Below are 20,227 nucleotides of genomic sequence, written 5' to 3' on the forward strand. Positions count from 1 at the left end.
ACTTTATTGGGTCAGATCAAGCAAGTCCTTTTGTTTTAGGTGATTGACAGCATGTTAAATATTTAATCGCTAATTCGGTTCTACATGAACATGGACATCATAAACGTTATGTTCGTTTATTAACTTATTCTCCACTTCGGTTGATATATCATGAGCTTTTCGAATATCTAAATTGGAGTTGACTAAAATAACAATATCAACAACTACGTTATTGCCATAATTTCTTGCCTTTATATCCTTTACACCTTTTACACCATAGCAATCTTTAATTGTTTCTTTATACAATTCTATCTTTTCCTCATCAAATCCATCCGTTAAATTATGAGAAGCTTCCCTAAAAATCTCCCAACCTGTCTTACAAATAAGAAAACCAACTATGATTGCCGTTAAAGGATCTAGCCATGGAAGACCGAAATGTGTGCCAATAATACCAATGAATGTGCCAACACTTACCCACGCATCAGAGAGATTATCCTTTGCCGCTGCCATGACAGATTGACTATTGATGTTACTCGCTAACTTTTTGTTATATCGATAAACAAAATACATCACTAACGAACAAATAAGACCAGTCCATGCAGAAACTATATCCGGAGATTCATTTCTGCTAGTAAATATACTGGTTATGGCTTCATAAGTTACCTGTATACCGACAACTAACATAATGAATGAAGCAACCAATGATGCAATATTCTCAGATTTCCAGTGCCCATATGGATGATCATCATCAGCTGGTCTTTGGGACAATTTTAAACCTATTAATACTGCCAGTGATGCAATTATATCAGTGGCATTGTTGAATCCATCTGCTTTAAGAGCTTCAGAATGTGACAGATATCCAATCGTTAATTTTAATGCGGACAAACAAATATAAGCAATAATACTTATTATTGCTCCGCGCTCTCCGCGTTTTAAATCCAAATATGCTTGTTCCTCCATTGTTTCCTCCTGCACTTATTATCCTTTCTCAATTATGATATACAAATATCAAGTGGGTCTAGAGAAACCTTTTGTCGCAATTCTAACTATGTAAAGGGAATGAAAAAGTGTTTCATTAGGTAAACAATTACACTGAAAAAGCCATTTGTGAAGTTGAGAATGATCAAAAATTGGCCTTTTACTTTTATCACAAACCTGCTTCTATTGCAGCTTCAAAACTGTTTCAAGCAAACTTAAATGGATTGCCCACATTCTCCCAGTGCATTTACATTAATCTTGGATTCTCAAAGAGCCAATGGTTATGAACAGTAGTAACGATTATTCTGAAGTGAGAAATGGTTTTAAAAATGAGAAACTTTGGAGGCGGCTAATCCTTTAATTGAAAAATGGTTACTAATACACTACAATTTGTAATGAAGGGCGGGTGTATGTATTGACTATAAATAACTTTCGTGTTGATCAAGAAGGGCTTAATCGTTTTTTCGGTCCGCTAGAATCCAAAATCATGAATATCCTTTGGAATAAGAATGAAAGTAGTATTAAGGAAGTTCAACTAATTTTAGAAAAAGAGAAACCTATAAATTTTAATACGGTTATGACCGTTATGAATCGTCTTGTTGATAAAAATATCCTTACAAAAAGATTAGAAGGGCGAACTTCTCTCTTTAAACCTGTCACCACTAAGGAGGATTTTATTAATAACCAATCCAAAAAACTAACAGAAAACCTCCTGGATGAATTTGGGGGATTAGTGGTTAACCATATGCTGGATTCATTAAAAGAGGTGGATGATCATTTATTGCAAAAACTGGAACAAAAACTGGAACAACTAAAAAGGGAAAGAAAGTAAATGGTTTGGAAACAAAAGTCAACCGCAGTGTTTGGATTAGCCCTTTTCTTTGCGATCATTTTGTTTGTTCAAATGGGATTGTATCTATTGAACAATTTAATTGGGCCAATAGAACTGTTTAATATTTTCATTTTTTGCGTAAGTTTATTTAAACCAGGTACTATTGGATATTATGCTGTTGAAGTTATGGTAAATACCTATATTCTTTATACGGTTTTCATTATTAGTAAAATGGTTGCGAACCAGATTGTTCTATTAAACTCATTTCGACACAAGATTCAACAATGGTTGAATAGGAATAAAACAAAAGAATTGAATCAAAGGTTTAACCGAAATAAAAATGATATTGTTGTTATTAATGATAAAGAGCTATTGGCATTTACCTTTGGCTTCTGGAAACCCAAAATAGTGCTATCTACAACCTTAATTGACATGTTAGATTCTAGAGAACTAGAAGCAGTAATATACCACGAGACATCACATCAAAAGTATTATGATGGATTGAAGGTTTTTATTTTACAAATCATCTCAGAAGTAATGTGGTATATCCCTCTTACGAAATGGTCCTATCAGAATTATAGAATCTTGGTTGAACTAGTGGCGGATGAATTTGCGATTAAAAGAATGGGCTCTGAACTTGGTTTGGGTAGTGCTTTATTAAAGTTAATCAAGAAGCAATTAAAGATTAATTCAAATCCTGCACCAGCTCTTGTCCATTTTGCGGATGAAACAGTGGATTATCGCCTAAAACAACTTGTAGATCCACAACAGACTATTCCAGTTAAGATGCAGGCCGGGTCAGTCATTATTTCATTAAATATCTTCGTTGTCATACTACTCATTTTAGTAATAGCATAACCATTTTACTTTTCTAAAGGATTGGAGCCAAAATCCAATCCTTTAGAAATACAAGAGATAATTAAATTCCTTGACCAGCAGCTGGGAGTTACACTACAATTGGTAGTGTGTTGGTTCGTAAGATTTTTGAAAAAGGAGATTTATCAGTTATTAACACTACGTTTTGTAGTTAAATTGATTGGAGGAATAATGTAATGAAAAAAACAGAAATCGGTGCGTTAATTTTACGAATATTTTTAGGCTTATCTTTCTTTATCCATGGTCTTTCTAAGTTTCAAAGTGGAATGGACAACACTGCTGGATGGTTTGAAAGTATCGGGATTCCAGGCTTTATGGGATACATAGTTGCGACCATTGAGTTATTGGGGGGTCTGTTGTTAATCATCGGACTTGGTACACGATATATAGCAGCTCTCTTTGTATTGATTATGATTGGAGCTATTGTAAAGGTAAAATTAGCGGCAGGCTTTATGGGAAATGGACAAGGAGCAGGGTACGAGCTTGATCTTGCTTTTGCAGTAATGGCGGCGTTCTTATTCCTAAATTCAAATTCGGCTCTATCACTGGATTCCAAATTGTTCTCTAAAGCTCAGTAATAGAAAGGTATTTCTTAGGGCTAAGGAAAAGAGGGTGAGTACATGTCTTCTGGAAACAAAAAAGCAAATAAAACGAAAAAACAATCTTCGAAGTTCCTATTCTGGGTGATTGGTTTAATAACCGTTTGTCTAGTTGGTTTGATTTTTTTATCAAATAGCGCCAAAAAAGAAGCCATTGACTATGTGGGACAGCCATTTTTAGGAGAAAAGTCAGCTCCAGTAAAAATAGTCGAATTTGGTGATTATAAGTGTCCGTATTGTAAAAATTTCAACGATTCACTTCTTCCTAGCATCGAAAAGGACTTTATTGATACAGGAAAAGCATCGTTATACTTTATGAATTATTCATTTATCAATGTTGATTCTACCCGTTCTGCTAAATTTGCAGAAACCGTATTTAAAGAATTAGGAAATGAGACGTTTTGGAAGTTCCATGAGCAATTATATAAAAAGCAGCCCGAAGACACAAAAGCAGAACAAATGGATGTCTATACAGAGTCGTTTTTAAAGGATACATTAAGCGAAATTGTTTCTGAGGCAGAAGTGAATAAAGTGGTTAATGCTTTTAAAAATGACGAGGCAAAAGGGGCATGGGAAAAAGACATGGCAGCGGCTAGTAAGCTAAGCATTACTAGTACCCCTGCTATTTATATCAATGGTGTTAAGTTTGAAGGGAATACGTATAACGATTTCAAGAAAAGAGTAAATGAGGCAGAAAAAGAGAAGTAAGGATTTAAAAAAATTAAAAGTGAGCCATTGGTTTCCAAAGTTTTCGGTTTATAATATTAATAGGTTGTTCATATGAAAGATAGATTACAAAAGAGCTTTCCAAATGTATGGAAAGCTCTTTAAAAGTGAAAAGAAAAAGAAAGGTGCGACAAATGAAAAAAATACTTACTATCCTCAGCTGCCTTTTGATGATACTTCCTTCGATTGCCAGTGCCCATACAGAACTGACTAACTCTTATCCTGCTGAACATCAAGTGATCAAGGAGGAGTTGGAAGAAGTTGTTCTTACATATGAAGGTAAGATTGAATCGTTAAGCACTATGAAATTAGTAAAAGATGGACAGGGAATACCATTAGCTAGTGTAACCCCAAAAGAAAATCAACTAATAGGCACATTACCGAATCCTCTGGAAAATGGAACCTATACGATTCAATGGAGTATTGCGGGTGAAGATGGTCATCCCATAACAGGTGAGGTTCCTTTTTCCGTACAGAAGGAAGTAAAACAGGAACAAACGGAAACGAAAACTCCAGTAACAACCAAAAACGATGAAACTAAAAAAGAAAATGAAAAACAGGAACAGACAAATGAACAGCCAACTGCGTCTTCGTCTATTTTTAAAAATATTATCACAGTGGTAGTTCTTGTCATTTTAGTAGTTGGGGGGTTCCTGTTGCTCAGAAGGAAGGGCTAATATGGGGTACTTAATTCCATTTGCAGAATTCGGAAATTATTTATTGTATTCCATATTAGTCGGACATGTGGCTTTACAATTTGTACCCGAAGCCAATAAACCTAGGTTTTCTATTCCAACCCCTGTATTATTGCTTTCCACGCTTGGCATTATTTTCTGCTCATTGGGGCCAATCGTTCAGACCGTTTCCTATTTTCAAGGTGGAGTGGGTCTTTCTTTAGCCATTAGATCCGTGATATTTGGCTTTCAAGTAGGTAAGGCATGGATTTTTATTGGATTTATGGCCACATTTTTATATTTAGCCATTTTGTTAAAAGGCTCCAAATTTGTACAAATGATTTTGCTTCTATTGATGATAGCAGCTGTTGGCTATTCTAGTCATGTTGCTTCACTGTCTTTTTGGCCTGGTTTATTGGCTCACAGCACACATTTTTTAATCGTTACATTATGGACAGGTATTCTAATTCAGGTTGCCTGGTTCTCAAAAGAAGAACTGAATTGGTCTAAATTTTTACGATGGTTTACTCCATTTGCCGTTTTCTGCATTATTATCATTATTATTAGCGGGTTCTGCCTAATGTTCTTTGTGGTTGAACCAAAAGACTATGTGAAAGCATGGATTCTGCCGTATGGGCAGATGCTTCTTCTCAAGCATATAAGTATCATCCCTGTATTAGTCTTTGCCTTCATGAATGGTGTACTTTCAAGAAAAGTCTTAAAGCATTCTTCCTTCAATCCTAAACCATGGATAAAAGCAGAAAGCATTATTTTAATGATCGTTTTCTATTTTACGGCTGTGATGGGGACGCTCTCGCCGCCTCATGAGGTTGAATTCACCGTTAAATCGGAAGGGGCATCTAAGTGGGTGGAATGGGTATTAGGGAAAAATATTCTTTCAACCATAGGGGTGCATTTAGCACCAACATTTCAATCAATCTTACAAATCATCATGTCTATTTTATTTTTGGTGCTGATTTTAATTAGTTTTAAGAAGGTAAAGCCTATTTTAGGCGTATTTTTTAGTGTTTGTTTTATCGTTACCTTGTATTTTGGATTGTTACTGTCCATTGCAATATAAGAATCGAGTTCTTAAACGAATAAATACCACATAAATAACATAAAGCCGCAAAAAAAAATTGGCGGCTTTTTTCCATAAAAGATACTATAAAGGTTGTAAAAATTGATAAATAAGAAGGAGCACTGTCCTAATAGTAAGATTAATAGTGGGTTGAATATAATAACCTATAATTTGAGTTTAATCCCTGCAAAAATAAACCCTGCCCCCGTAAATAATGCCCCAAGGACTTCAATGATCCTCTGGTGATCACCTGCCATACCCGCTGCCGCAAACACAAGCGTGCCAATGAGCAGCAGGTAGCCTATCGAAGCTGGCAGCCTTTTTCCTCGAATAATTGAAATTCCTATAAAAATCATCCCGATAACAAACAATAGCGGTCCAAACATATGGATTGGTTCGTTCACAGGTGTGGTGAAGACCGGGATTGTTTTTTCTGTGGAAGCCTCCGCCAATTCCACATAGACAATTGCTGTCACTATAACGTTGCCAATGTTCCCGAGAAGCATGGCTAAGAATCCCACGACTCCATTTGTTTCCCCTTGATAAGAGTACAAACTGAAAAACACAAAAACAAGCAGGAGATGAGCGAAGAAAACTAGTAGACTTCCAGGAACTGACCCAAAGTCCCTTGCTCCAAGATTCAATGAATGGGCAATGATTAAAAGGATTCCTGCCAATACGGAAGTGAATTTTCCTAAACGTGCGATAGCTTGAGTCATCATAGTTTTACTCCTTGTAAATATTAAGGTTACAGTATAGGGAATAGGAAATGAGTTAAATGATTGCTTTGTTTTAGCTGAACTGTAATTTTTAATCTTGAAATAAAACAAGACGGCAAAAGCCGTCTCGTTCATTTATCCTTTGAACCTTAGTTACCAGAATTTCCATCGTCAGTTTGTGAACCATCGTCAGTTTGTGAACCATCGTCGGTTTGCTGGGTGCTTGGATCATCCGTTTTTGAACTAGCACTCGAGCATGCAGTAACCGCTCCAAGCAACAATAATGCTGACATCAAAGCAAATAACCACTTTCTAAAAGTCTTCATTTGTATTCCTCCTTGAATGCTTGCATTTTGTAGTACAGTCTTATAATACAAGCTTTCAAGGAAAAGAGAATACGATTTTCCATTTCTTAACATAATTTAACTGTTTCATAAATCGCATGAAATATTTATAGATAAATATTTACAGAGTATTAACTTAATTTATATTTTACCGCATGTACAATTTCTAATGATTGAAATGTTAGTAATGATAAGCCAAGGAAATCTGATATTTAAAGTTGATACAGCGTAAAATATATTGAAAGTGACAAGGCACATAGAGAAAGGGAAGGTTTTTGAATGAGAATTATAGGCATTGATTTGTCAGGACCAAGTAACCATAAGGATACGGTTCTTGCTATATTTGAGAAACAGGATCGCCATTTAAAATTTGTAAAATGGATCAGTAATGTATCTGATCAGCAAATTTTAAAGGTGATTACAGAACAAAGCCGGTTAGATGAAGTGGTCGTAGGCATAGATGCTCCGTTATCTTATGAAGATGGGGGAGGAGACCGGCAAGGTGACCGTGAGCTGAGAAAGTTTATTGTTGGGTTGGGGATGAAGCCGGGATCTATTATGCCGCCGACTTTAAATAAAATGGTGTATTTAACGTTAAGAGGTATTAAATTAACAAGAGAAATTGAAGATATTCATGCTCAATATCCGATTTCCATAGTTGAGGTTCATCCTGGGGCTGTTATCGGGTCAAGATTATCTAAATGTGATTTGGGGTATGTTCTAAGTTATAAACAGGATTTACCCGCACGAATGTATATATGGAACTGGATATCCAAACAAAATTTAATTGAACTCCCAGTTCTGTTCGAGGAACCAAGTCATTGGCTTGATGCGTGTGCAGCGGCATTGGGTGCATGGCATTGGAAAGATCCTCTTTTTAAACCTAGCTGGTTATATCCTGCAAATCCGCCCCTCCATCCTTATGACTATTGTTGTTAATTATTAAAAGATGGAAAAAACAGTTGACTTTATTAACTGTAAATATTATTATTACAGTACAAGGTAGATTATTTTTTCTATCGTCAAACTGTAATTATTTTTATTACATTTTAAGGGTTTGTAAAGTTAGGTTCCGTAAAATATAAATATGTTGTAGCCAACCCACTTTGTGGGTACAACCTAACTGATATCTATGTAAACCAAATTATTTGTAAGGAGTGTGTGTCGCATGGTGACTCTTTATTCGACTCCAAGCTGTGGTTCCTGCCGAAAAGCCAAAGCGTGGCTAGAGGAACATCATATTGACTATATCGAAAGAAACATATTATCTAATCCCCTTACAGTTGATGAGATTAAATCGATACTCCGCTTGACTGAAGAGGGAACTAGCGAAATTATTTCGACTAACTCGAAGACATTTCAAGAATTAAATATAAATATTGAAGCACTTCCGCTTAATGACTTTTACAAATTAATCATGGAGCATCCAAAAATGTTGCGCCGGCCGATAATCATGGATGAAAAAAGATTACAGGTAGGTTATAACGACGAAGAAATTCGCAGCTTTCTGCCTCGTAAGCTTCGCACATTTTTGAGTAGCGAATTACAAAAAATGGCCAATTAAATATTGAAGGAGGAAAATGAGATGATTGAGGTTTTTGTTACCGTTAATTATAAAGAAAGAAACTATAATACAAATGTTCTTGTGAAAAAAGAAATGTCATGGGATAAAATTAAAAAGATCGCAGAAGAACAAGTAAAAAAACAGTGGAATGTTTAATCTTATAAAGATAGGTTAACTCTATCTGATATTTGACAAGCTAATCTGTAACGTTTAGTATTACAGTGCGTTATTAAATGCTAAAAATGTGATTTGCAGTTTTTATTTCATAGGAGGGCAGGCCATGAATAGTGATTTTACACTAGCCATTCATAGTTTAACTTTTCTTGCGCTGCAGCCCGACCGGATGTCGACAAGTGATGCTATTTCAGCGAGTGCCTGTGTACACCCTGTGCGGATTCGTAAAGTGCTAAGTTTGTTAAAGAAAAATGGAGTTATAAGATCAAAAGAGGGACCTGGCGGCGGATTTTTGTTTGCTCTGGATCTAAATGAAGTGAATCTCTGGGATATTTATAAGATCACCTCTGAAGGAGCTCTGCAGCCCAAGTGCCCGGATTCAAATGAGCATTGTATTGTAGGTGCGAATATGCAAAGAGTCCTATTTTCTATCTTCTTAGGTGCTGAAGAACATTTGGGTGAATATTTAAAGAACTATACACTGAAAGAAATTATCGATCTTGTTAATCAAGAACCATAAGTGGCTGATCCTGATATAGGATCGGAGATTTCTTTTTAGTTGAATTGTAATAAAAAAAATTACAGATTAAGTTAGTAAGCAAACAAAATAGTTAAGAAGGTGAAAAGAATGTTGTTACAAACAGGTGATTGGATTAAAGGAACATTGCGGGATGGGGAGTTAATCATGGGCTATATTGAATCACTTGATCCTTCTGGAATCGTTAAGGTAGCTGTTGTTACAAGTGACAATCATGAAATCATTGGAAAAAAGGTTTCAATGTTAAGTGAGCGAGTGAAGAGACTGCCTGTTTCTAACGTATCCAATAAGGCACAAATTCAATTTCTAATCGACTTGGCTTTATCAACTGGGGATGAAGAATGGTTTATTGAGCTTTCTTCGAAATTAAACACAATGAATCAGTTGGTAAATCAATTATAAATAGATCCTTAAATTATGTGAATCAAAGGTCAACCAATTTTCTGGTTGACCTTTTTGTATAGATTCTATTTCCCTAAATTTGAGAACTGTGTTTTGGCCTATCAGAGATTGTAAAAGTAGGCTCCACGATAACACTTGGCTTAACCTTAAACCCTTAAGGAAGAGTAGTAATATTTTTACTAAAATTTACATAAAAACATTGAGAGCCCTTTTATTTGTTGTTAATATAAGGAAGTACGAAGAAGATATTTAATAGAATTATATGGGTAACTATACTTCACAGATCTGCATACTGACAAGCTTATCCTAGTAAAGCAGCATATAACGGAAGTTAGGGAGGATATTACATGTCAAAAATTACATTTTTAGGTGCGGGAAGTACAGTTTTTGCAAAAAATGTTCTTGGGGACTGCATGCTTGTTCCAGCGTTAGAAGGATTTGAGTTTGCCCTTTTTGATATTGACGAACAACGATTAAGAGATTCTGAGAATATGCTCCAAAATTTAAAGGAAAGTTTAAACAAAAATATTGAGATTAAGGCTTATCTAAATCGTAAGGATGCCTTACGAGGGGCTAAATACGTCATAAATGCCATTCAAGTCGGCGGTTATCGTCCAAGTACCGTCGTTGATTTTGAAATTCCTAAGAAATATGGGCTTCGCCAGACGATAGCGGATACAGTCGGTATTGGCGGTATTTTCCGTAATCTTAGAACGATTCCCGTGATGCTTGATTTTGCAAAGGATATGGAAGAGGTATGCCCGGACGCTCTTTTCTTAAACTACACGAATCCGATGGCCGTTTTAACAGGTGTGATGAACCGTTTTACGTCTATAAAAACAGTTGGCTTGTGTCATAGTGTTCAAGTGTGTACTAAGGATTTATTTAAGTCGCTTGAAATGGACCCTGAAGGGATTCAAGAAAAGATTGCCGGCATCAACCACATGGCCTGGCTGTTAGAAGTAAAAAGAAATGGGGAAGACCTTTATCCTGAGATTAAAAGAAGGGCAAGAGAAAAGCAAAAAACGAAACATCATGATATGGTTCGTTTTGAATTGATGGATAAATTCGGATACTATGTGACGGAATCCTCTGAACATAATGCGGAGTATCATCCATACTTTATTAAATCCAGATATCCGGAGTTAATTGAAAGATTTAATATCCCGCTTGATGAATATCCGCGCCGCTGTGAAGAGCAAATCCAGCGCTGGGAAACAATGAGAGAGGATTTAGTTACTAATAAAGCATTAGATCATGTCCGCTCTAAAGAATATGGCTCCCGAATTATTGAAGCCATTGAGACTAACATTCCATTTAAATTTGGCGGAAACGTTTTGAATACTGGAAGATTAATTAGTAATCTTCCTGAAAAAGCCTGTGTGGAGGTTCCATGTATTGCCGACCGAAGCGGCATCACTCCTACGTATGTAGGGGATCTTCCCGAACAGCTTGCTGCCTTGAATCGTACGAATATTAATACGCAGCTGTTAACCATTGAAGCGGCGGTGACACGGAAGCGTGAATATATTTATCAAGCTGCCATGTTAGATCCGCATACGGCAGCGGAATTATCGCTCGATGATATTGTTTCGCTTTGCGATGATTTAATGGAGGCACATGGGGAATGGCTTCCAGAATTTAAAAAAGGTGAAGATGCAGCTCTAAAGGTTTAAAGTGGCTGGGAGGATTTAATTTGGTGGAGCCCCAAAATGAGTCACCACTATTGGATGTAAAAAATGGATGATAAAAAACATTTTTAAGAAACACTTGGAAACCTTGCTGATTTGGCAAGGTTTTTTTATACAGGTAAAGCTATTCAAACGTTTGATTTAATCCTTGGATCCCTTGGTACATAAGGGTTAGATAGATTAATTAAACGTTTGATTAAATAAAAAAAGCACCGCAAAGTGCGATACTTTTATCAATTGTTTCCTATTGTAAAGTACAGATAGAAGATAGTAAGAGCGTGGGCTAATTATACATACCGATTCCGCCCTGACATCATACCAAATACCGTAAGAACGACAGAAACGACCGTTAAAGCAATAAGTGGAATAGTCCATAAATGGGTCATATCATACAAGTAACCGATAAGCAGAGGGCCGATGGCAGCTAGAATATAACCAGTTGACTGGGTCATACCAGATAACTCTACAGCGCGCTGAGCGTTTCGAGAACGAAGACCAATATAACTTAGAGCCAATGGGAAATTTCCGCCCAATGCAACCCCAACAAAGATAATACTTATGATTAAGATGGGATAGGATGAACCCAACAATAACCCAGCATAACCGATAATAGACAACAGCCCTAAAACGAATGCAATCCATATCTGTGAACGGTACCGTCCTGCGATGACAGGGATGAAGAAACTTGCGGGAATTCCGGATAGCTGGGTAATAGAAAGAAGCCAGCCAGCAGTTCCAATACTTATCCCATGACTCTGCAAGATTTCAGGTAACCATGAAATTGTTACGTAGAATAAAAAGGATTGAAAGCCCATAAATATGGCGATTTGCCAGGCAAGAGGTGAGAGCCACATTTCCTTAGAGCTTGATGCTGCCTTTTTGATTCCTGCATGCTCCGCCCCACGACTATACCTCAGCAGATAAATCCACAATAGTATCGCTATAACAGCGGGTATTCCCCATACGATAAGGGCTCCCTGCCACCCAAGACCCAAATCTTTTGCAAGAGGAACACTCAATCCTGATGCTAATGATGCAACCAATCCCATTGATGTAGAATAAACACTTGTCATGAGACCGAACTTGTCGGGGAATTTATCTTTTACTACGGCAGGAAGCAGTACATTTCCAACGGCAATGCCTACACCAATTAAAAGAGTCCCCGTGAACAGGAAGAACGTCATGGGGATGGAGCGAATCCCTATACCAATAACAAGTGCGATTAGACCAGCAAGTAACGTCATCTCATTTGATAAACGATTAGCTATCCTTGGAACGATGGGGGACATCGTCGCAAATACAAGTAATGGAAAGCTCATTAATAAACCTGCACTCCAATGGGCAAGTCCCACATCCTCTTGGATCATGCCAACTAAGGGTCCCACCGATGTAATAGCAGGACGCAGATTAAAGGCTACAAGTACAATTCCAATAATGAATAAAAAAATAAATGTCGATTTCGTGCGTGCCGTTGATTCATGTTGTAACTCCACTAATATAAGACTCCTTTCAAAAAACAAACCTTTACAAGTATATCATAGTGGTTTGTGATGGAGCTAAAGGTTCTTTGACGGTGGATACCAGGCAGTCAGTTTTAATTCTTTAACTCCTTAATAAATGCCTGATACTCGGGCCAATTTACAATCCTTGGCATATTTACGTCCCGGTTATAGGATTGATCCTTCAGATAGACCTTCACTGCCTCTTCTGAAAGAGTCTTTAAAATTTCAGGCTTATCATCAAAGTAAAAATCTAAATGTAACTGCTTTATAATGTTCACTTTTTCGTGGTCCTTCATACCCCAGAAGAACCTTTCATCGTGAACTGGGAATCCGTGTTCTAGCAGCCACGTTTTTGTCCTCTCGCCATGTTCCTTAAAACGCGCGGTTATATAAAAAATTTCATGGCCTTGCCTATCTAGCTCCTGAAGCAGTTCCACAGCTCCTGGAAAGGCGGGACAATTGGTGTAGTAGACTTCTTCTAAAGAGTTTTTCCACATCTGTGAGCCTTCTTCTGCTGTCATCCCAAATGGCTCATGAATCTCGACCTTTTTTAACTCATTGAAAACCTCGAGCCCGATTTCCTGGCCTAATTTTTTATTATAAATATGGAAGGCATGCTCTCTTAAATTAATCAATGTATCATCAATGTCAAAACCGAATCGCATTTTAGCACCTCTTTCAGAAAAAAATGGATGGTGACCAGCACCGTCCATTTTTTAATAGATTGGATATCCTATAAATTTAAAGTCTTTCCCAATTGGCATAACACTTAAGTTTGCTAACTCGACAGCATTGCCCATCTCCGCAATACCTGTTCCTTCTAAGAAGGTAGGGGCGGACTGTCCTCCGACTAGTTTAGGAGCCACGTAAAGAACAACTTTATCAATTAATTGTTTTTCAAAAAGAGCTGCATTAATGGTTCCACCAGCTTCAATTAGCACGGAAGACACCAGCTTTTCGCCGAGGGTCTTCATCACTTCCTCCGGATTCACTTGCCCAGAGCCGCTTGTTACAAAGACGGAGATGCCATGTTCCTCTAACTGTTTCCGCTTCTCTTTGTCGTAATTTTCACTAGTAAAAACCCAAGTATCTGCTTGCTGATCAGTTACCACCTTTGCATCCAAAGGAATTCTGAGCTTAGAATCCAAAATCACACGAATCGGGTTCCGTCCATTTGGAATTCTTGAAGTTAGTTCTGGGTTGTCCTCAACCACTGTATTAACCCCGACGAGTATCGCCATATTTTCACTTCGCAGCTGATGGACATCGCGGCGTGCATCAGCTGCGGTAATCCACTTGCTGCTAGCTGTATGGGTAGCGGTTTTGCCATCTAGAGTGGTGGCGGCTTTTAAGGTGACAAATGGTTTCTTCTCGACGATGAATTTATTAAATACTTCATTCATCTGGCGGGATTCTTCCTCACAGACCCCAATCACGACCTCAATTCCGGCATCTTTAAGGATTTTTACCCCGTTTCCTGCGACAACAGGATTCGGATCTAACGTTGCGATGACAACTTTTTTGACTCCGGCCTCGACTAGGGCCACTGCACACGGGCCTGTTCTGCCATGATGGGAACAAGGCTCAAGGGTTACATAAATCGTCGCTCCCTTTGCATGATCCCCTGCCATTCGAAGAGCATGAATTTCGGCATGCGGTTCGCCGGCTTTCATATGAGCCCCGACTCCTAGAATTCGGTTGTCATTAACGATCACTGCGCCGACTAGCGGATTCGGGTCGGTCTGACCTTTCATGGCTTGGGCATTTTTTAATGCCAATTGCATATAAAATTCATCATTCATAAAACCTAACTCCTCCTGCCGTTAGGATGGTATTCCTACCATCCTGTTTTTCAAGCTTATCCAGTTACTCCAAATGTCCAGATTTATTAACTTTTGTCTTTAAGTATTTCTCGTTGTACTCAGAAACGTCGCCCCATAATGGTGTTCTGCCAGAGAGTGGGGCACCTGCATTTTTCAAGGCTTTGAGTTTTTTCGGATTGTTGGTAATCAGCGTAACTGGCTTAGATCGTAGTGCCTTTAATACTTCAATTGCGTCATCATAGTTTCTCGTATCATCAGCAAAACCTAACCCTTCATTCGCCTCAACTGTATCATATCCATTTTCTTGAAGAATATAGGCCATAGCCTTGCTGAATAAACCAATTCCTCTGCCTTCGTGATTAGCGAGGTAGAATAAAGCGCCCGTACCATGCTCGACAATCATTTTCATCGACTGTCTAAGCTGGAAACCGCAATCACAGCGCTTGCTGCCAAAGATATCGCCAGTGTGGCAGATGGAGTGCATCCGAATTAGGGCATCATCCCCGTATTCAAAATCGCCGTAAACAAGAACACTCGATTGTTGAAATTCTGCTAATTTAGCAGAAGATAAGTGCTGGATAACTTGTTGAAAGTCTTCTGTTACAGCATCGGTTTTTAACCAGCTGTACCATTTAAACTCAATCGTTTCCCCATATAGATTCACTGGCAGCTTAATTGGACCAACAAGATAGATGGCATCATTGTCTTTTTTTATTAATTTTATTTTATCCTCTAATAATGAAAGGACATCCGCCTTTAATTGAACTTGTTCCATGATCATTTCCCCAATCCCATGTTTTTATTGGTTTCTAAACGCCTGTTGGCAGTGCAGGAATTTTAAAATTATCTCGATAAGTTTGTTCTTTTATCACTTGCTGCATCTGTAATTTCTCTGCAGCAGCCCGCCTAGCGTCTTCTATTTTTCTTAATTGTGCGGCACTCCAATCATTTTTGTCGAGTGCTTCCTCAATAATATCAGCTAGCGCATCTGCGTCTAATAGAGCGCAATTAATCCCGAAGGCACCTGTAGGACTCATCGTATGAGCGGCATCCCCCATAATAACAACCCCGTCCTTCGCCCAAACCGGTGATTGACTGCTTTGCACTTTTAATAAGATAAAATCGTTCCATGATTGAATGTTCTGATGAACAGTTTCTGTTAGCTCTGGAAAAGCCTCAATCACTTGCTCAATAAATGGTGCAAATGATTGCTTTTTCAATACTGGGTACGAGTCCTCTTCAATATTCCAGCCAATCTGAATAAATCCGCCCTGCTGGGTAAATAGTGCTAGCTGCTTACCGCCGATTAATGCATTTTTAATGGTCGGTTCCCATCCTTCTGGGCTTGGGATTTTTGCCCAAAGCAAGTCATATCCATGTTTAATGGTTGAAAAGGGAATCTCCGCTAGTCTTCTAACTGTTGAAAAACGGCCATCTGCACCAACGACGATCTTACTTTTAATGGTTATTTCTTCGTCTCCTTTTGTTGCTTTAAGACCTGTTACATCCCCATTATTATTAAAGCTTAATTCAGTCACTTTTGTCCCCATCAAAAGCTTGTAATTTTGATATAGTTCAGATTCACGAATTAAAACACTTAACAGATTCTTCTGCGGTACATGGATACCGACATGCGCTTCTCCAGCTGCCGGGGTAACAGTTTTTATTACCTGACCATGCTGCCAATATTCAATACGTTCCATTAAAAGCAGCCCTGCTTCTTGTACTTTATTATACAGATTATATTTTTTTAAAACTCGTTCTCCGTCCTGATTGAGATGTTCGCCTCTAAATTCTTTATCAATCCCTGTGTGACGTTCGAGAACGATGGTTGTTATCCCTTTTTTCGCAAGCAAATATCCTAATAATGCGCCGCCTGGACCACCACCGACAATACAAGCATCTGCTTCAAGTTTCATGTTTAAGGACCACCTTATTTAGTCTCGTATATATAGGATTAATTTTTTTAAAATTTGTCAGTAATAAACATTTATCATGCTTCTGATGCTATTATATCATAAGACATAATAACTTACTTACTTTATGTAACTCATTATATTTTTGAAATTAAGTTGTGTCAAATAATTTTATTATGTATTGTAATGTTGTTGTGATTTGTAATATGATAAAAAGGAATAGGAGGGGAAACCATGAATCAACCTGAAATTTGTCCTCGATTCGAAAAAGCCATGGTGATGATGAGCCAGCGCTGGACAGGGTTAGTGATTTACCAGCTGCTAACAGGGTCGAAACGCTTTTGCACACTAGAATCTTCTATGGGAATTAGTGGAAGGGTTCTTTCGGAGCGTCTAAAGGAATTGGAGAATCAAGGAATTGTTAAACGCGAGGTGTTCCCCGAGACACCGGTACGTATTGAATATTCCCTAACCGATAAGGGACTAGCCTTAGAGCCCATCATTAGAGAAATCGAGAAATGGTCACAAGCCTGGCTGCCAATTGAATCGGAATAATAAAACAAAACAAAGCGAAACATCCGGATGGCGAATAAGCCATCCGTTTTTTTATCCTAAGAATTTACTGATTCATTTAGTCCAGGATCCCATTGATAGAAGGAAATATAACTTTTCAAACTGGGTCGCAAAATAGACAGACTATTAAGAGTTTTGGGAGATTATCATACCAATCTGGAAAGGAATCGATTATAATTAATGATAATACACTCCAATTAATATAAATGTTAATTATAGTGTATGTAGAAAATGTTAGCGCTTAATCTCACTTGACATAATTGAAAGGAGGAGCCTCTGAGGTTTTTAAAAAGATCATTCATAGATTGGTAGAGGAGAGAGAAAAGACATGGATTTAAAAGTAAAACGTTCCGTAATGGCGGTTATGTTGGGAATGTCATTCCTATTGCCCAATACCGCAGCGATGGCAGAAACGAATCAAACCGTTGTAGAAACAGATCCTACTTTTTCAAATGTTTCTGTACATGATCCGGATGTCATCAAGGTAAATGATACATATTATGTATTCGGTTCTCATTTAGCAGTTGCTAAATCTACAGATTTAACGCATTGGGAAAAAATTGCGGATGGTGTAGCCGATGGGAATAAAGTAATCCCAAATGTACAGGAGGAACTGAAAGACACATTCGCTTGGACCCAATCAAATGATTTATGGGCCCCTGACGTCATTCAACTCCCTGATGGGAAATTCTATATGTATTACGACAACTGTAAAGGGGATTCCCCACGGTCAGCTCTAGGCGTTGCAGTTGCGGATAATGTAGAAGGACCTTATAAAGATTTGGGGATTTTTCTAAAATCCGGGATGTGGGGAGAGATAAGCGAAGATGGAAAAACCATCTATGACGCCACCAAGCAGCCAAATACAGTCGACCCGGATGTCTTCTTTGATAAGGATGGAAACCTGTGGATGGTTTATGGATCTTTTTCAGGAGGTATTTTTATTTTGAAGCTCGATCCTAAAACCGGAAAGCCTTTCCCTGGCCAGGGATACGGGAAAAAGCTTATCGGCGGTAACCATGCCCGCATTGAAGGATCCAACATGATGTACAGCCCGGAAACTGGCTACTATTATATGCTGATGACATTTGGAGGCCTTGATTCCACAGGAGGATATAACATTCGTGTGGTTCGTTCCAAACAGCCGGACGGTCCGTTTTATGATGCGAATGGAAATGATGTGACCAATGTAAAGGGTGCTGAGGGTACGCTTTTTGATGATCGTTCCATTGAGCCTTTTGGAGTAAAGTTGATGGGGAATTATCAATTTACGAGAGAGATTGGTGATCCAGGAACTGGAGCCGGCACAGGCTATGTATCAGCAGGTGGAACTACCACTTATCGTGATGCCAAGACGGGAAGATATTATTTAATTTTCCATACCCGTTTTCCTAACCAGGGTGAAAATCATGAAGTCCGTGTTCATGAAATGGTGATGAATAAGGATGGATGGCCGGTTGTTGCACCAAATAGATATGCCGGTGAAAACGCGAAGAAAGTGAATCCAAAGCAAATTGCTGGTGATTATAATTTTGTTAACCATGGAAAAGAAATTTCCACAGCTGTTAAAGGTTCTAAGGCCCTGCATTTGGAAAGTGACGGGAAGGTTTCAGGTGCGGCCACTGGTACATGGAAATTAACCGATCAAAACAAGGCTGAACTAACCTTAGATGGCGTAACGTACGATGGCGCATTCCTTCGTCAGTGGGATGAGGCAAGACAAAAATATGTCATTACTTTTAGTGCACTATCCAATAAGACTAACGATAATATGACTAGCGGCGTGGCTGTATGGGGCGTTCAAAGGGCAGACCTTAATGACCACCAGGTTGTTGAAGCAGTTCAACAAGATTTAAGTCTTGGAGATACAAGCAGGATTACTTCAAATTTGACGCTTCCTTCAGGAGGAACACGTGATACTTCCATCACTTGGAGTTCTTCTAATTCTGATATTGTTTCTGCTGCTGGGATTGTTAACCGTCCAGCGTATGGAGCAGGTAAAGCAACAGTTACATTAACTGCAACTATTTCTAAAGGCACTGCAAAAGCTGTTAAAAGCTTTACAATAACCGTGCTTCAACAGTATAAAGATGGTCTAGTCGCTGAATTCAACCTTGATGGCGGTTTGGCGGATTCCACTGGGAATTTTAGTGACGGTACTGTGATTGGCAGCAAAATTGGTGCAGCTGGAGGGAATCTTTCTTATAGCAGTGGTGTAAACGGCCAGGCTGCAGTGTTCGACGGTTCGTCCGGTATCCAATTGCCAAGTGGTTTAATTACTGGCAATACGTATTCTGTATCATTGTGGTTAAATCCAGATCAACTCAGCCAATACACAACGGCCTTCTTTGGTGCGAAGGATTCAAATAACTGGGTGAGCCTTGTACCGAAGGGATGGGACGGTAATACCATGCTATGGTCGGCAGGGGCAACATGGTTTGATGGCAGGACGAACGAACTCGTTCCTACAGGTCAATGGACACATTTAGTGTTTACCGTGAATAACGGGAATGTGGTTGTCTATATTAATGGTGCTGCTAAGTTTACTGGAACGGGGATTTCTGATGTTTTCACTGGTTCAACTGGAGTCTTTGCTCTGGGTGTAAACTGGTGGGATACTCCATTCAAAGGAAAAATGGATGATTTGAGAATTTATGAAACGGCCCTTACGCAAGAACAAGTGACTCAATTGGCAAATGTGACTACAACTCCATAAAATGTATGATAGAAAGCAGCCGTTGGAAGAGCGGCTGCTTTTTTTATGTGAAAATACTTTTAAATTAGAGTTTTATATTACTGGCATCCATTTTCCATTGGACAATCTTGTGATGTGGTACAGTCAGAAATACCGTGTTTCATCTCTTTTGCACACATTGCTGCACATTTTCCTTTATCCATGTGAGCACAGTCTGCCACACCTGCTGCAAAGACGGAAGTTCCTAAAGCCATTGTTGAGACAAAAGCGAGAGTTGCCATGATTTTTTTCATAAGTATCCTCCTCTTAAGTAACTAAATTTCTCTTCCAGACTACAGGGAAACTTTGCAGAAATTAAGGAGAAAATGTGATTATTGCAATTGTTAACAAAAAGCTCACAAATTTTTCTAACGGGCTTATGTGCAACCTTTAAATGCTAGGGCAATTCGGACAGGGGTAGCAGGTAGGTGCCGATGGAAGTCCGAAGGCAGTTCAGATTCAGACAGGGAGCTTGGGAAAAGGAGGAGGGTAGTCCGAAGTC

At 38.5% G+C, this 20,227-nt stretch carries 23 protein-coding genes; 14 read left to right on the forward strand and 9 right to left on the reverse strand.

The window, feature by feature from the left end; all coding sequences use genetic code 11:
* Positions 1-69 precede the first annotated feature (69 nt).
* A complete protein-coding gene (locus V7266_RS06350; protein ID WP_335466766.1) occupies positions 70-939 on the reverse strand; it encodes a cation diffusion facilitator family transporter in 870 nt (289 codons plus the stop codon).
* Positions 940-1,372: 433 nt separating this feature from the next.
* Between V7266_RS06350 and V7266_RS06355 the strand changes: the two genes are divergently transcribed.
* The 6 genes from V7266_RS06355 to V7266_RS06380 all read left to right on the forward strand — a co-directional run bounded on the left by V7266_RS06355 (position 1,373) and on the right by V7266_RS06380 (position 5,745).
* Positions 1,373-1,789, forward strand: a complete 417-nt coding sequence (locus V7266_RS06355) for a BlaI/MecI/CopY family transcriptional regulator (protein WP_335466768.1) — start codon at positions 1,373-1,375, stop codon at positions 1,787-1,789.
* Positions 1,790-2,647, forward strand: a complete 858-nt coding sequence (locus tag V7266_RS06360; protein WP_335466770.1) for a M56 family metallopeptidase — start codon at positions 1,790-1,792, stop codon at positions 2,645-2,647.
* A gap of 194 nt (positions 2,648-2,841) precedes the next feature.
* Positions 2,842-3,243, forward strand: coding sequence for a DoxX family protein (locus tag V7266_RS06365; RefSeq protein WP_335466772.1), 402 nt, complete (start codon positions 2,842-2,844; stop codon positions 3,241-3,243).
* Positions 3,244-3,285: 42 nt separating this feature from the next.
* Complete coding sequence (locus tag V7266_RS06370; protein ID WP_335466774.1) at positions 3,286-3,972, forward strand: DsbA family protein; 687 nt, start codon at positions 3,286-3,288, stop codon at positions 3,970-3,972.
* Between the two features lie 152 nt (positions 3,973-4,124).
* The gene (locus V7266_RS06375; protein WP_335466775.1) at positions 4,125-4,667 is read left to right on the forward strand and encodes a copper resistance CopC family protein; all 543 of its coding nucleotides are present in this window, start codon (positions 4,125-4,127) and stop codon (positions 4,665-4,667) included.
* Between the two features lies 1 nt (position 4,668).
* Positions 4,669-5,745: a copper resistance D family protein gene (locus V7266_RS06380; RefSeq protein WP_335466777.1), complete on the forward strand. Its 1,077-nt coding sequence runs from the start codon at positions 4,669-4,671 to the stop codon at positions 5,743-5,745.
* 164 nt (positions 5,746-5,909) lie between these two features.
* Here V7266_RS06380 and V7266_RS06385 read toward each other — a convergent pair whose 3' ends face one another.
* Both V7266_RS06385 and V7266_RS06390 read right to left on the reverse strand, forming a co-directional pair.
* Complete coding sequence (locus V7266_RS06385) at positions 5,910-6,467, reverse strand: hypothetical protein (RefSeq protein WP_335466779.1); 558 nt, start codon at positions 6,465-6,467, stop codon at positions 5,910-5,912.
* Positions 6,468-6,613: 146 nt separating this feature from the next.
* Positions 6,614-6,790: a hypothetical protein gene (locus V7266_RS06390; RefSeq protein ID WP_335466781.1), complete on the reverse strand. Its 177-nt coding sequence runs from the start codon at positions 6,788-6,790 to the stop codon at positions 6,614-6,616.
* A gap of 297 nt (positions 6,791-7,087) precedes the next feature.
* Here V7266_RS06390 and V7266_RS06395 point away from each other — a divergent pair, with 297 nt between their 5' ends.
* The 6 genes from V7266_RS06395 to V7266_RS06420 all read left to right on the forward strand — a co-directional run bounded on the left by V7266_RS06395 (position 7,088) and on the right by V7266_RS06420 (position 11,162).
* Entirely contained in the window at positions 7,088-7,747 is a 660-nt protein-coding gene (locus tag V7266_RS06395; RefSeq protein ID WP_335466783.1) for a DUF429 domain-containing protein, read from the forward strand.
* Positions 7,748-7,976: 229 nt separating this feature from the next.
* Complete coding sequence (gene spxA / locus V7266_RS06400; RefSeq protein ID WP_335466785.1) at positions 7,977-8,372, forward strand: transcriptional regulator SpxA; 396 nt, start codon at positions 7,977-7,979, stop codon at positions 8,370-8,372.
* A 21-nt stretch (positions 8,373-8,393) separates the two neighbouring features.
* On the forward strand, positions 8,394-8,528 hold the full coding sequence (locus V7266_RS06405; RefSeq protein WP_335466787.1) for a BA3454 family stress response protein: 135 nt from the start codon (positions 8,394-8,396) through the stop codon (positions 8,526-8,528).
* Positions 8,529-8,652: 124 nt separating this feature from the next.
* Positions 8,653-9,066, forward strand: a complete 414-nt coding sequence (locus tag V7266_RS06410) for an RrF2 family transcriptional regulator (RefSeq protein ID WP_335466789.1) — start codon at positions 8,653-8,655, stop codon at positions 9,064-9,066.
* 108 nt (positions 9,067-9,174) lie between these two features.
* Entirely contained in the window at positions 9,175-9,486 is a 312-nt protein-coding gene (locus V7266_RS06415) for an IDEAL domain-containing protein (protein WP_335466791.1), read from the forward strand.
* Positions 9,487-9,833: 347 nt separating this feature from the next.
* The gene (locus tag V7266_RS06420; protein ID WP_335466793.1) at positions 9,834-11,162 is read left to right on the forward strand and encodes an alpha-glucosidase/alpha-galactosidase; all 1,329 of its coding nucleotides are present in this window, start codon (positions 9,834-9,836) and stop codon (positions 11,160-11,162) included.
* A 302-nt stretch (positions 11,163-11,464) separates the two neighbouring features.
* Here the strand turns inward: V7266_RS06420 and V7266_RS06425 are convergent, their stop codons facing one another.
* The 5 genes from V7266_RS06425 to V7266_RS06445 form a co-directional block, all read right to left on the reverse strand.
* Positions 11,465-12,670 carry a CynX/NimT family MFS transporter gene (locus tag V7266_RS06425; RefSeq protein ID WP_335466795.1) on the reverse strand — a complete coding sequence of 402 codons (1,206 nt, stop codon included), beginning with the start codon at positions 12,668-12,670 and terminating at the stop codon, positions 11,465-11,467.
* A 101-nt stretch (positions 12,671-12,771) separates the two neighbouring features.
* A complete protein-coding gene (locus tag V7266_RS06430) occupies positions 12,772-13,344 on the reverse strand; it encodes a 5' nucleotidase, NT5C type (RefSeq protein ID WP_335466797.1) in 573 nt (190 codons plus the stop codon).
* Between the two features lie 51 nt (positions 13,345-13,395).
* Positions 13,396-14,481 (reverse strand): bifunctional diaminohydroxyphosphoribosylaminopyrimidine deaminase/5-amino-6-(5-phosphoribosylamino)uracil reductase RibD, encoded by a 1,086-nt coding sequence (gene ribD / locus V7266_RS06435; protein ID WP_335466799.1) that lies wholly within the window; start codon positions 14,479-14,481, stop codon positions 13,396-13,398.
* A gap of 64 nt (positions 14,482-14,545) precedes the next feature.
* Positions 14,546-15,277, reverse strand: a complete 732-nt coding sequence (locus V7266_RS06440; protein WP_335466801.1) for a GTP cyclohydrolase II — start codon at positions 15,275-15,277, stop codon at positions 14,546-14,548.
* A gap of 34 nt (positions 15,278-15,311) precedes the next feature.
* Entirely contained in the window at positions 15,312-16,421 is a 1,110-nt protein-coding gene (locus V7266_RS06445) for an FAD-dependent monooxygenase (RefSeq protein WP_335466803.1), read from the reverse strand.
* A 231-nt stretch (positions 16,422-16,652) separates the two neighbouring features.
* On the opposite strand from V7266_RS06445, the gene V7266_RS06450 reads away from it, so the two are divergent.
* Together V7266_RS06450 and V7266_RS06455 are read left to right on the forward strand one after the other, a co-directional pair.
* The gene (locus V7266_RS06450) at positions 16,653-16,973 is read left to right on the forward strand and encodes a winged helix-turn-helix transcriptional regulator (RefSeq protein ID WP_335466805.1); all 321 of its coding nucleotides are present in this window, start codon (positions 16,653-16,655) and stop codon (positions 16,971-16,973) included.
* A 346-nt stretch (positions 16,974-17,319) separates the two neighbouring features.
* Complete coding sequence (locus V7266_RS06455) at positions 17,320-19,707, forward strand: LamG-like jellyroll fold domain-containing protein (RefSeq protein WP_335466806.1); 2,388 nt, start codon at positions 17,320-17,322, stop codon at positions 19,705-19,707.
* 77 nt (positions 19,708-19,784) lie between these two features.
* Here the strand turns inward: V7266_RS06455 and V7266_RS06460 are convergent, their stop codons facing one another.
* Entirely contained in the window at positions 19,785-19,979 is a 195-nt protein-coding gene (locus tag V7266_RS06460; protein ID WP_335466808.1) for a hypothetical protein, read from the reverse strand.
* Between the last annotated feature and the right edge of the window lie 248 nt (positions 19,980-20,227).

The organism is Neobacillus drentensis (assembly GCF_036965645.1).
GTDB classification, from domain to species: domain Bacteria; phylum Bacillota; class Bacilli; order Bacillales; family Cytobacillaceae; genus Neobacillus; species Neobacillus drentensis_D.